11 protein-coding genes are annotated in these 12,273 nt (G+C 34.2%); 9 read left to right on the top strand and 2 right to left on the bottom strand.

Annotated features, from left to right (window positions below; translation table 11 throughout):
• Positions 1–179 precede the first annotated feature (179 nt).
• Positions 180–1,157, bottom strand: coding sequence for a 6-phosphofructokinase (gene pfkA, locus AB4J89_RS18330; RefSeq protein ID WP_075673000.1), 978 nt, complete (start codon positions 1,155–1,157; stop codon positions 180–182).
• Between the two features lie 534 nt (positions 1,158–1,691).
• On the opposite strand from pfkA, the gene fabG reads away from it, so the two are divergent.
• On the top strand, positions 1,692–2,447 hold the full coding sequence (gene fabG, locus AB4J89_RS18325; RefSeq protein ID WP_166539327.1) for a 3-oxoacyl-ACP reductase FabG: 756 nt from the start codon (positions 1,692–1,694) through the stop codon (positions 2,445–2,447).
• Between the two features lie 143 nt (positions 2,448–2,590).
• Here the strand turns inward: fabG and cpxP are convergent, their stop codons facing one another.
• Positions 2,591–3,142 (bottom strand): cell-envelope stress modulator CpxP, encoded by a 552-nt coding sequence (gene cpxP / locus AB4J89_RS18320; RefSeq protein WP_088494094.1) that lies wholly within the window; start codon positions 3,140–3,142, stop codon positions 2,591–2,593.
• 186 nt (positions 3,143–3,328) lie between these two features.
• Between cpxP and cpxR the strand changes: the two genes are divergently transcribed.
• The 8 genes from cpxR (at position 3,329) to AB4J89_RS18280 (ending at position 12,251) form a co-directional block, all read left to right on the top strand.
• Entirely contained in the window at positions 3,329–4,027 is a 699-nt protein-coding gene (cpxR, locus tag AB4J89_RS18315) for an envelope stress response regulator transcription factor CpxR (protein WP_023583423.1), read from the top strand.
• Positions 4,028–4,039: 12 nt separating this feature from the next.
• Positions 4,040–5,410: an envelope stress sensor histidine kinase CpxA gene (gene cpxA, locus AB4J89_RS18310; protein ID WP_109402115.1), complete on the top strand. Its 1,371-nt coding sequence runs from the start codon at positions 4,040–4,042 to the stop codon at positions 5,408–5,410.
• Between the two features lie 384 nt (positions 5,411–5,794).
• The gene (locus AB4J89_RS18305) at positions 5,795–6,892 is read left to right on the top strand and encodes a DegT/DnrJ/EryC1/StrS family aminotransferase (RefSeq protein WP_368470244.1); all 1,098 of its coding nucleotides are present in this window, start codon (positions 5,795–5,797) and stop codon (positions 6,890–6,892) included.
• Positions 6,892–7,929, top strand: coding sequence for a glycosyltransferase (locus AB4J89_RS18300; RefSeq protein WP_368470242.1), 1,038 nt, complete (start codon positions 6,892–6,894; stop codon positions 7,927–7,929). The genes AB4J89_RS18305 and AB4J89_RS18300 overlap by 1 nt, the downstream gene beginning before the upstream one ends.
• A 21-nt stretch (positions 7,930–7,950) precedes the next feature.
• Positions 7,951–8,643: a WbqC family protein gene (locus tag AB4J89_RS18295; RefSeq protein ID WP_368470240.1), complete on the top strand. Its 693-nt coding sequence runs from the start codon at positions 7,951–7,953 to the stop codon at positions 8,641–8,643.
• A gap of 7 nt (positions 8,644–8,650) precedes the next feature.
• Positions 8,651–9,226, top strand: coding sequence for an acyltransferase (locus AB4J89_RS18290; protein ID WP_368470238.1), 576 nt, complete (start codon positions 8,651–8,653; stop codon positions 9,224–9,226).
• Between the two features lie 731 nt (positions 9,227–9,957).
• Positions 9,958–11,076, top strand: a complete 1,119-nt coding sequence (locus AB4J89_RS18285) for a glycosyltransferase family 4 protein (RefSeq protein ID WP_368470236.1) — start codon at positions 9,958–9,960, stop codon at positions 11,074–11,076.
• A gap of 8 nt (positions 11,077–11,084) precedes the next feature.
• The gene (locus tag AB4J89_RS18280; protein WP_368470234.1) at positions 11,085–12,251 is read left to right on the top strand and encodes a nucleotide sugar dehydrogenase; all 1,167 of its coding nucleotides are present in this window, start codon (positions 11,085–11,087) and stop codon (positions 12,249–12,251) included.
• Positions 12,252–12,273 lie beyond the last annotated feature (22 nt).

The raw sequence follows: 12,273 nt of genomic DNA, 5'->3' as shown, positions 1-12,273 counted from the left end.
ACACAACAGGAATATAACTATCAATATAAGGGGAATAAGAAGAAATAAAGGAGGATAGAGATCGTTAAGTGAAATGTTTTCACTCGAGAAGCTACTCTGACACAAGCAGAATGTATCAGAGCAGTTCACGAATAAGGATAGAACTCAGAAAGGCTCGGGTATTGCGAAAAATCTATTAATTAATACAGTTTTTTCGCTGTTTCATACCAATCAGCTTTAAAGACACGTTTCATATTCATAACCGCGTCAATAATATCATGGTGAACCAGTTTTTCATTTTGAATACCAACACAACGACCGCCATAGCCTTCTAATAGCAGTTGTACCGAGTAAGCACCCATACGAGAAGCAAGAATACGATCGTAAGCAACTGGAGAACCACCACGTTGGATATGGCCTAATACCGTTGCACGCGTTTCATGTTTAGTTTCAGCTTCAATAAAACGTGCTAATTCATGCACATCACAAACGTGTTCTGTAATTGCGACGATTGCATGACGTTTACCACGTTCAATACCTGCTTTGATTTCTGCCAACAGTTCATCACGGTTAAATGGTAATTCGGACTCAGGCAGAACAACAAATTCACAGCCCCCAGCGATTGCCGCAGACAGTGTTAAGTCACCACAGTAACGTCCCATCACTTCTACGATAGAGATACGTTTGTGAGAAGTTGAGGTATCACGTAAACGGTCAATAGCTTCAACAGCAGTTTCTAATGCAGTGAAATAACCGATGGTGTAGTCAGTACCAGCAACGTCATTATCGATTGTGCCCGGTAAGCCGATACATGGAAAACCTGCTTCCGTTAATTTTTTTGCACCTAGATAAGAACCATCACCACCAATAACGACTAAGGCATCAAGCTCGTTTTGTTTCATGTTTTCGATGGCAACAGCACGCACATTGTCTTCACGGAATTCAGGGAAACGAGCAGAGCCAAGGAATGTACCGCCACGGTTGATCATGTCTGACACGCTAAAACGGTCGAGTTTTTTCATGCGATTTTCGTATAGCCCCATATAGCCATCCATAATCCCATAAACCTCTAAACCTTCACTTAGTGCGGCACGAACAACACCACGGATCGCGGCATTCATACCTGGTGCATCACCACCACTTGTTAAAACCCCAATTCTTTTGATCCCATTGACCATGATTACCTCTGATTCTTATTCGATGTAATTATTGCAAAATTGTTGGAATAACTTTTTTATCTCAATACCGGCTTGTCTGGTGTTATATACCGATATCGCAAATGCTGAATTGATTCAACAATACCATTGTACGCATATTTTTTACCAGTTCATCATTATCGTACATTTTTTTTCATAAACTTGATGCGCATTAAACTAATCAGATAGCCTGTATAAAGATTATACTAGTCTATCTCAAATGTGTTTCACTAATAAGTTAACACTTTTTATACAGACACTTTACTGCCTTTTTGCATTCATCTCAAAAAAACGCTATTTATGCTAAAAAATAGCATCGGCATATTTTGATAAATATTCAGTTTTTCTCTTAAACAATGTTTTATCTGCCGTTTATCTTCCTATTTTGATAAGTCATCCTTTTAAAGAAAAAAATCATCTAAGGTACATTTGTGACTTATGGCAAAGTTCTTTGGTTCATTCTCCGCTTTTTAGCTTAGACTGATACAGTAGAACTTACACTTAATAGGAGGTTTTATGTTTGATTTAACGGGTAAAATCGCTTTAGTTTCAGGTGGCGCAAAGGGTATTGGCAAAGGTATCGTTATCGCACTAAAAAACAGTGGTGCGAAAGTGATTATTGCGGATATTGATGATGTAGCAGGTAATAAAACAAAAGATGAATTAGATGTAGGTTTTATGCATCTTGACGTCACTCAGCAATCTGCCTGTGAAAAAGTCATTGATGATGTCGTAAAAGAGTATGGCAAACTCGATATTCTTTGTTCCAATACTGGTATTTTCCCTCAAGCAACGATTAAAGAAATGACAGAAGCTGACTGGGATAAAATGCATACCGTAAACTTAAAAGGCATGTTCTTTTTAGTGAAAGCCGCACTTCGTGTAATGGAGAAACAAAAACAAGGTCGAGTGATCATTACCTCTTCCATTACGGGAGCAATCACAGGCTATCCCGGTTGGAGCCACTACGGCGCAAGTAAAGCAGGACAACTTGGCTTTATGCGTAGCGCAGCATTAGAATATGCACGTCATGGTATTACCATTAATGCTGTGATGCCGGGAAATATTCTCACTGAGGGTTTGCAAGCCCAAGGCGAAGCCTATTTAAACCAGATGAAGGCTTCTATCCCAACTCACACATTAGGTGAGCCAGAAGATATCGGCTACGCCGCCGCATTCTTTGCGTCGAATGAAGCAAAATATATTACAGGCCAGACAATTATCGTCGATGGCGGACAGATTTTACCTGAATCTCCAGAGGCACTGTTGTAGGTTTTTTGGATAAAAAAAAGCCCCTCTCCAGAGGGGCTGCAAAAGACAGGGATGGTGTCTATGGCAAGGAAAAAACTTCGTTGTTGCTACTTACTCTCTAACTAGGTACATCTTTACTACACTCTTACTCAACTACTTACTAATTAGTTACGTGTGTCAAAATCTGACATTTGCTGTTGGTAATTCTTTTCCAACTGCGCTTTCTGTTCTGGAGTTAACAACTGATACATCTGATTATGGACTTTTGCCATTTCTACATGGCGTTCAATTGCTTGTTTGTCCATATCTTGCATCTGTGCTCTTACTGCAGCTTCATCAAATTGAGGTGCTGTCACTAATTTGTGCATATTCTCATGACGTTGACGGTATACACCGTTATATCTGTCTTGATGATGCTGGCGCATTAAATCGCGCATTTGAGTACGTTGTTGCTCAGTTAATGTGATACCGTTAAACATACGTGATTCGGCATAACCGCGATCCATCATATGTCCACCGTTGTTCATCATATGGCCGCGTTGTCCGCGATGACCTCGATAATCACGGTCACCATGCATACCATAGCCATAATCACAGTGATAATTGCCATTATATTGTTGCTCAGTAGGCGGATTGGTGTTGGCGGTTTCGGCTAACACTACCGTCGGAGCTGCCAAAAACATTGATGCTAATGCAACTACTGCTACTTTACGCATTGCTTTCACTCCTAATTCGGTAATTTCATACCGACCTAATTAATGCTACCTAAATATGTGTAATTCTTTGCTATGTGGATTACTATACCGTTGCGGCTGCAAACTAGCGTCAGAGCGTGTAAAAGAACGTAAAGTCATAGATTCGCGCTATTTATTATCGTATTTTTCTCTTGGAGGAATTGACGAATGCATAAAATCTTATTAGTGGATGACGATCGCGAATTAACATCGCTATTGAAAGAACTGCTTGAAATGGAAGGCTTTAATGTTGTAATCGCCTCTGATGGCGAACAAGCACTTAAACTTTTGGATGCTTCTATCGACCTGTTATTACTGGATATTATGATGCCACGTAAAAACGGGATTGAGACACTCAAAGAGTTACGCCAAAATTTCCAGACCCCTGTCATTATGTTAACGGCAAGAGGCAGTGATCTTGACCGAGTACTTGGCTTAGAGCTTGGTGCTGATGACTATTTACCAAAACCTTTTAATGATAGAGAGCTGGTTGCTCGTATAAGAGCTATTTTGCGTCGTTCTAACTGGAGCGAACAAAAACAGACTGACAGCAATACATCTCCAACATTACAGGTCGATAAATTACAACTTAATCCTGGTCGACAAGAAGCAAGTTTTGATAATGAACCGCTAGAGTTAACGGGAACTGAGTTTACTTTGCTTTATCTACTTGCTCAGCACTTAGGGCAAGTCGTATCACGCGAACATCTAAGTCAAGAAGTGCTTGGCAAGCGCTTAACACCTTTTGATAGAGCGATTGATATGCATATTTCTAATTTACGCCGTAAATTACCAGAAAGAACAGATGGACAACCTTGGTTTAAAACTTTACGTGGCCGCGGTTATCTGATGGTTTCAATAACTTGATAAATATTCTTTATGATAAATAGTCTGTCAGCGCGCATTTTCGCAATATTCTGGCTGACGCTAGCATTAGTTCTTGTGCTAGTTATGATGGTTCCAAAGCTGGACTCGCGCCAGCTTACCCCTCTTTTAGAGAGTGAATACCGTCAAGGCGTTATGCTAGAACAACATATCGAAGCTGAATTAGCCCAAGATCCCGCTAACGATCTCCTTTGGTGGCGTCGATTAATTCGTGCCATTGATAAATGGGCTCCACCTGGTCAGCGCTTAATTATTGTTACGAGTGAAGGCCGTATCATTGGTGCTCAACGTAATGAGATGCAGGTTGTCAGAAACTTTATTGGTCAATCTGATAACGCAGATCACCCTAAAAAGAAAAAATATGGTCGTTCTGAGATGTTAGGACCATTTTCTGTAAGGGATGGTGAAGATCATTACCAACTTTATCTCGTGCGCCCTTCAAGTAGCCCTCAATCTGACTTTATCAACTTATTATTTGATAAACCGTTATTGCTACTCATATTCACCATGCTTATCAGCACACCATTATTAGTATGGCTTTCTTGGAGCTTAGCAAAACCCGCTAGACAGCTTAAGAATGCGGCAGATGATGTTGCTAAAGGCAACCTACGCCCTCACCCTGAACTAGAGACTGGTCCGCAAGAATTTTTAGCCGCAGGTACAAGTTTTAATCAGATGATAAGCGCACTAGAACGCATGGTTGAAGCACAACAACGCTTAATTTCTGATATTTCTCACGAGTTACGAACACCATTAACACGCTTACAATTAGCGAGCGCGTTGTTACGTCGTCGTAGTGGAGAAAGTAAAGAGCTAGAGCGTATTGAAACTGAGACTCAACGCCTTGATGGCATGATTAATGATTTACTGGTTCTTTCACGCAACCAACATAAAAACGAGTTATTACGTGAAACAGTAAAAGCCAACGAACTGTGGGATGATATTTTAGATAACGCTAAATTTGAGGCTGAACAGAGTAATAAGACGCTACAAGTAACAACACCTCCGGGAGCATGGCCTATCTACTGCAACCCATATTCACTTGCTAGCGCATTTGAAAATATTGTTCGTAATGCCCTACGTTATTCAAATTCTCGCATTGAGGTTGCCTTTACTGAACAAAACCAAGGTATCACTATTATTGTTGATGATGATGGCCCAGGTGTTAGTCCTGAAGATAGAGAGCATATCTTCCGACCTTTCTACCGAACAGATGAAGCAAGAGATCGCGAGTCAGGTGGTACAGGCTTGGGATTAGCTATTGTCGAGACGGCAGTAAGTCAGCATAGAGGCCATGTTAAAGCCGATGATAGCCCATTAGGTGGGTTGAGGGTTGAGATTTGGTTGCCGAGGGCTGGAAAATAGCCTTAATGCCTATTAATTTTTATTAATAAATTATATAAGAAACCACTAGTCATTCAATCCTATGATTAGTGGTTTTATTTTCATGTTAATTATAAATATAGTTCTCAGTCCCATTTTAACTCAATAGTTTCTTACTGAAGAATATGATCAGATAGCTATCATTTCCAATTATATTGCTCATTACACTTTTATAACTTAATCAATAGACTATCTAATACTACTTCCTAATAATATTGCCCCAAGCAATGCATTACTGCATTTCATAAAGCTCACTTTAAGACTAATATATTTACATTGTGTATAATAACAAAACTATACACATCATGAACTCTGGGTACTTTCCCAGTGCGGTAGCTATATCTTTAGCTTTCAGAGAATAAGTTAATGAATACAATAACAGTCACAAGTCCATTGTTTCCACCATTGGAAACTTTAGAACCTTACTTAAAAGATATATGGGATAAAAAATGGCTAACGAATAATGGATATTATCATCAATGCCTTGAAAATGCGCTTTGTGAATACCTAGATATCCCTTATATTAGTTTATACTCGAATGGAACATTAGCTTTAATAGCTGCAATCAATGTATTAGAACTTCAAGGAGAGGTGATAACGACACCATATAGTTTTGTTGCAACAAGTCATTCTCTATTACACAGTAATATCTCCCCTGTCTTTGTTGATATCGAACCAGATACCTATAATATTGATCCAAGTAAAATAGAAGCTGCAATCACAGATAAAACAAGTGCAATTTTACCTGTTCATGTTTATGGTCGACCATGTAATTATGAAGCAATACAAAAAATTGCAGATAAGTATAATATTCCTGTTATTTATGATGCAGCTCATGCCTTTGGTGTTAAAGAGAATAACCAATCAATATTAAAAAAAGGTGATCTATCTATTTTAAGTTTTCACGCAACTAAAACTTACTCTACCATCGAAGGAGGAGCAATTATTTGTCACACCAAAGAAATGAAAGAAAAACTCGATAGATATAAAAACTTTGGTTACACAAATGAAACAGTAATTGACGAATTAGGCTTCAATGCAAAACTCAATGAAGTACAAGCTGCATTTGGCTTAGCTACATTAAACTATATCGATGAAGCAATAGATAAAAGAAGAAAAGTCTCTGAGTTTTATCACTCTCATTTAAGTAATATGCCTGGCATTACTCTACCTACTATACCCGAAAACTTAAGATGGAATTATTCTTACTATCCTATAATAATCGATGAGAATAAATATAGTAAAAAAAGAGATGAGCTTTATCTAAAATTAAAAGATAATAATATAATAAGCCGTCGATATTTCTATCCATTAATTACTGACTTTAATATTTATAGTCAATATAAAGTAGAAACTCCAATTGCAAAAAAAATATCTGAAAATGTTATTTGCCTACCAATTCATCACTTATTAAGTGATAACGACTTATATAGAATCATAAATGTTATTAAAAGCTTAAAATAATGATAATAAATAAATTGATAACACCTCTCTCTGAAAAAGAAATAATCGATAGATGGGACTCTAAAGAGGTTATCGTTAGTGTAATATGTTGCACGTATAATCAAGAGAAATATATAGAAGATACTATACTTGGTGTACTTTGCCAAAATACATCTTATAGATATGAATTTATTATACATGATGATTGCTCTACGGATTCAACATCAAATATAATAAAAAAATATACTGATAACTATCCTAATATAATTAAACACATTATTCCACCTAAAAATATTTATTCACAAGGAATACAGCCTGGAATTAATGCGTTCTCATTTACAACAGGTAAATATATTGCTCTATGTGAAGGTGATGACTTTTGGATAGATGAAAATAAAATAACAAAACAAGTTGAAATTTTAGAAATAGAAAAAAGCATTAATTTATGTTTTAGTTCAGCTTATACACTACAACCCAATGGAAAGATTGAGGTTGCAGCAAACTATAACGATAGAATTTTTATTTCATCTCTTTCCACTGTTATTCGTCAAGGTGGCGCATATATGCCCACTGCTTCCATTATATTTAGAAGGGAAGTTTTCAAATTATTTAAAGATAATTTTTCAAGAGCATCTATTGGCGACTATTACTGCCAAATACTTGGTAGCATAGGAAAGGGAGCTATATATTTACCAGATATTACATGTGTCTATCGTATCAATTCTGTAGGTTCTTGGTCTGAAAACAGAAAAAATATTAATAAAGAGTTTTTAATTTCAGAAATAAATGAATACGAGAAATATTTATATAAATTAATTAACTTAGGTGTAGATAAAAAAGATATAGACTTTGCACTAGCAGATCTTATAAGAATAAATGCCAATCAGTTATTCCTTAAAAAAGAATGGAATGGCTCAAAATCATTAATTATAAAATCTTGGGGCCTTTATAAGGATATAAATAGAAATCAAAAAAAACTATATTTATATAGAAACTTTTTACCTGTTTTATTTATAAGAGAAAAAATAAAAATGCTATTGAAGAAAATAAATTTTTAAAAAAAACAGGATGAATATATAATGAAATTAGTTGTTATGCAACCCTACCTATTCCCATACATAGGATACTACCAATTAGCTTACTGCAGTGATCTTTTTATCTTTTATGATGATGTGAATTATATAAAAAAAGGATATATAAATAGGAATAATATAGCAACTAAAAATGGAGTTTTTTTATTTTCACTGCCTATAAAAAACGCATCTCAAAATAAGTTAATAAATGAATTATATTTCACTGAAGAAACAAAAAGAATTTTATTAACAATAGAAATGTCATATTCTAAATCAAAATATTTTCATGAGATTTACCCATTAATTGAATCAATATTCAATAATAAAAACAGAAATGTATCAAATATAACGTCACTATCAATTATTAAGGTATTTGAATATCTTTCATTAGATTTCAACTATAATTTTTCCTCAAGTATTGATTATGATCGAAAAAATAGTGCTCAAGAAAAAATATATGACTTATGTGAAATAAATAATTCCAAACAATATATAAATGCAATTGGAGGAATGGAGCTCTACGATAAAAAAGAATTTCAAAAAAGAAATATACAATTAGGATTTATCAAACCATTAATCACAAATTATCCACAAATGAATTCATCTACCTTTATAGGTAATTTATCAATAATTGATATTCTAATGAACTGTAGTAAAGATGAAATAATTAATCAACTCAATAATTTTAAAATTATATAGGCTAAATATGTCATTCTATACTCAAGAACAACTATTAGAAATTGGTTTTAAAAGTATTGGTGAAAATTGTAAAATAAGTACAAAAACGTCCATATATAGACCAGAAGAAATTGAAATTGGAAATGACTGCCGTATCGATGATTTTGTTATTTTATCTGGAAAAATTCATTTAAAAAACAATATTCATATTGCCGCATTTTGTAATCTAAGTGCCGGTGAATGCAGTATTTTTTTTGAAGACTTTTCTGGGTTAGCATATGGTTGTCATGTATTTACTGGAACTGATGACTATAGTGGTAGAACAATGACAAATCCAACAGTACCGTTGGAATATAAGGGATTAAAGGAAAAAAATATTATAATTGGGAAACATGCAATTATAGGAACAAATTCCATTATTATGCCCGGTGTTAATATTGCGGAAGGAACAGCTGTTGGCGCGTTATCGATGGTTACAAAAAGCACAAAGCCATGGGGTATATATTTTGGCAATCCAGCTAAAAGGATCAAAGAAAGAAAAAAAGATTTATTAAGTCTAGAAATAGAATATTTAGAAAGTAAAAAAAAGCATAATAAAGAATAAGTTATTGATAAGAATATTAAAATTTTTATTTACCGATATGAAAACTTATATGCAATTGATTTAAATGATATTAACCCATATTAGCTCTAATTTACTTTCCCATTTCCTATCAATATTACATCAATGATTAGCTAAAAAACCATTCCTTCTTAATCTACTATTTTTATTGGCACGCCCATACACTTTTGCCTTTCTACCAGTGCCTTATGTTTAAATATATACTCCAATAAGCAGGATAAAATCATAGCTAGCAAACACTATCATAAAAAATCATATGCTACTAAAAAACTCAAAGCAACGAGTAATAGAGTGATATTTAAAATCAAGTAATTAAACTGTTGTATCAAAATATCATGCCATCTATTGAAGAATAGGTGGCATATTCTTTTCATTAACGTTTGTTGATGTAATTCAGAATGATCTGGCTGAATCGACAGCTATTCCAGTATTTATATATCCTCAATCAATGCTAAAATACCCAGCTATCACTTGACCGTCTGGTTTGAAGAGTCTACTCTCAGTGCGGTTTTTAGCATATTGATAAAATATGCTTATATAACAAAACTCTTATATTACAATTAGATAAGAGTTTTTCGAGATGAATTTTGGCGCTCTGGGGGCCGTAAACCCAGTGCGGTAGCTTTGAAAATAATTAATTAACTCAAATTGGTCTTTCATATCCCTTAATAGCTAAATTAAGCAAATGCACATTCTTTAACAACTTGTATAATATGAAAAAAATTGCAATAACATCAAACACTAGCTGGTATTTATATAACTTTAGAAAAAACACCATTATTTCATTAATTAACACTGGTTTTGATGTATATACAATATCACCACTTGATGATTACTCAGAGAAATTAGTTAATTTAGGTGCAAAACATATCAATATAAAAATTGATTCAGCTAGCAAGAATCCTTTTATTGACCTCTATACATTAATTTCTTTCTATAAAATATGTAATCAATTTAAATTTGATGTAATACTTAATTTTACACCTAAAAATAATATTTATGGAACTTTAGCTGCGAAGTTAAATAAAATAAAAGTCATAAATAATATTGCAGGATTAGGAACTCTTTTTATAAATGATAATATCAGTTCTAAGCTTGCACGCAATCTATATCGTTATAGCCAAAAATACGCTAACAAAATATTTTTCCAAAACAATGACGACTTAACTCTATTTTTGGAAAGAAATTATGTGAAGAAATCACAAATAGATAGACTACCAGGCTCTGGTGTGGACTTATCGCGTTTTACTCTTTCATTATCTGAAAATAAAGAGAAATTAAGATTTATTTTAATTGCAAGAATGTTATATGAGAAAGGGATTACTTTTTATATTGATGCAGCTCGTATCTTGAAAAAAAAGTATGACAACAAGGTTGAATTTTGTCTTTTAGGTTTCGTTGGTGTTAATAACCCATCAGCTATTACTCATGAGCAAATGAATAACTGGGTTTCTGAAGGTATTATTAATTATTTAGGTACCTCGGATACTGTGGAGCAAGAAATAGCTAAAGCTGACTGTATAGTATTACCTTCTTTTTATCGAGAAGGTGTACCAAAAACATTGTTAGAAGCAGGCGCAATGGGGAAACCAATAATTACTACTGATAATGTTGGTTGTCGAGAAACTGTTACTCATGGATTTAACGGATACTTATGCCAACCTAAATCAGTATCAAGTTTAGTTGATGCAATAGATACCTTTATTAAGTTACCCTATGAAAACAAATTAAAAATGGGTGAAAATAGTAGAAAAAAAATTGAAACTGAATTTGATGAAAAAATTGTTATTAATAAATATCTAGATGCTTTAAAAGAAATTTTTCAAGATTAGGATAAAAAATGAAAATCACAATCTCAGGAACCGGCTATGTCGGTCTATCTAATGGGGTACTTCTTTCCCAAAACAACACAGTTGTTGCGTTAGATATCAATAAAGAAAAAGTTGAATTACTTAACAAAAAAATCTCTCCAATTACAGATAAAGAAATCGAAGAGTTTTTAGCAACCAAAAAGCTCGATTTTACTGCAACCTTAGATAAAGAATTCGCTTATAAAGATGCTGATTTCGTTATCATTGCAACACCTACCGATTACGATCCTAAAACAAACTATTTTAACACCTCATCAGTAGAGTCTGTTATTCGTGATGTTTTAGAATATAATCCAAATACGACAATGATTATTAAATCAACCATTCCTGTTGGTTTTACCAAAGAAATGAGAGAGAAATATAATACAGATAATATTATTTTCTCTCCTGAATTCTTACGTGAAGGTCGAGCACTTTACGATAATCTTTACCCATCTCGTATTGTTATTGGTGAACAATCAGAAAGAGCACAAAAATTTGCTGACCTACTACAGCAAGGTGCACTGAAAAAAGATATTGATGTTCTGTTCACTGACTCCACAGAAGCAGAGGCCATTAAATTATTTGCTAATACTTATTTAGCACTACGTGTTGCTTACTTTAATGAGTTAGATAGCTATGCTCAAGCTTATGGCTTAAATGCAAAACAAATCATTGAAGGCGTCTGTTTAGATCCTCGTATCGGCAACCATTATAATAATCCATCATTTGGTTATGGTGGTTACTGTCTACCAAAAGACACCAAACAACTGTTAGCAAACTACGACTCTGTTCCTAATAATATTATTAGTGCCATCGTTGAAGCTAACCGCACTCGTAAAGATTTTATTGCCGACTCAATTATCGCTAGATCACCAAAAATCGTAGGTGTTTACCGTTTAATTATGAAGTCTGGTTCTGATAATTTCCGCTCTTCTTCTATCCAAGGTATTATGAAACGTATTAAGGCCAAAGGTATTGAAGTGGTGATTTATGAGCCTGAAATGCAAGAAGAAACCTTCTTTAATTCAAAATTAGTTCGTGATTTAAATGAATTTAAATCAATCTCTGATGTTATTATTACCAATAGAATGTCATCAGTGCTAAACGACATTGAAGAAAAAGTTTATACTCGTGACCTATTTGGTAACGATTAATTAATAAATACGGGTTAATTAC

This window comes from Proteus sp. STS61-E, assembly GCF_040932335.1.
GTDB classification, from domain to species: Bacteria; Pseudomonadota; Gammaproteobacteria; order Enterobacterales; family Enterobacteriaceae; genus Proteus; species Proteus mirabilis_B.
The sequence above is the reverse complement of the archived record's forward strand: the minus strand, read 5'-3'. Positions and strand labels throughout refer to the sequence as shown.

Bases quoted from the DNA above. Each gene is read 5' to 3' on its own strand.
- AB4J89_RS18285 (WP_368470236.1), top strand. From the start codon at position 9,958: ATGAAAAAAATTGCAATAACATCAAACACTAGCTGGTATTTATATAAC.
- cpxP (WP_088494094.1), bottom strand. From the start codon at position 3,142: ATGCGTAAAGTAGCAGTAGTTGCATTAGCATCAATGTTTTTGGCAGCT.
- cpxA (WP_109402115.1), top strand. From the start codon at position 4,040: ATGATAAATAGTCTGTCAGCGCGCATTTTCGCAATATTCTGGCTGACG.
- AB4J89_RS18300 (WP_368470242.1), top strand. From the start codon at position 6,892: ATGATAATAAATAAATTGATAACACCTCTCTCTGAAAAAGAAATAATC.
- pfkA (WP_075673000.1), bottom strand. From the start codon at position 1,157: ATGGTCAATGGGATCAAAAGAATTGGGGTTTTAACAAGTGGTGGTGAT.
- AB4J89_RS18280 (WP_368470234.1), top strand. From the start codon at position 11,085: ATGAAAATCACAATCTCAGGAACCGGCTATGTCGGTCTATCTAATGGG.
- AB4J89_RS18305 (WP_368470244.1), top strand. From the start codon at position 5,795: ATGAATACAATAACAGTCACAAGTCCATTGTTTCCACCATTGGAAACT.
- AB4J89_RS18295 (WP_368470240.1), top strand. From the start codon at position 7,951: ATGAAATTAGTTGTTATGCAACCCTACCTATTCCCATACATAGGATAC.
- fabG (WP_166539327.1), top strand. From the start codon at position 1,692: ATGTTTGATTTAACGGGTAAAATCGCTTTAGTTTCAGGTGGCGCAAAG.
- cpxR (WP_023583423.1), top strand. From the start codon at position 3,329: ATGCATAAAATCTTATTAGTGGATGACGATCGCGAATTAACATCGCTA.
- AB4J89_RS18290 (WP_368470238.1), top strand. From the start codon at position 8,651: ATGTCATTCTATACTCAAGAACAACTATTAGAAATTGGTTTTAAAAGT.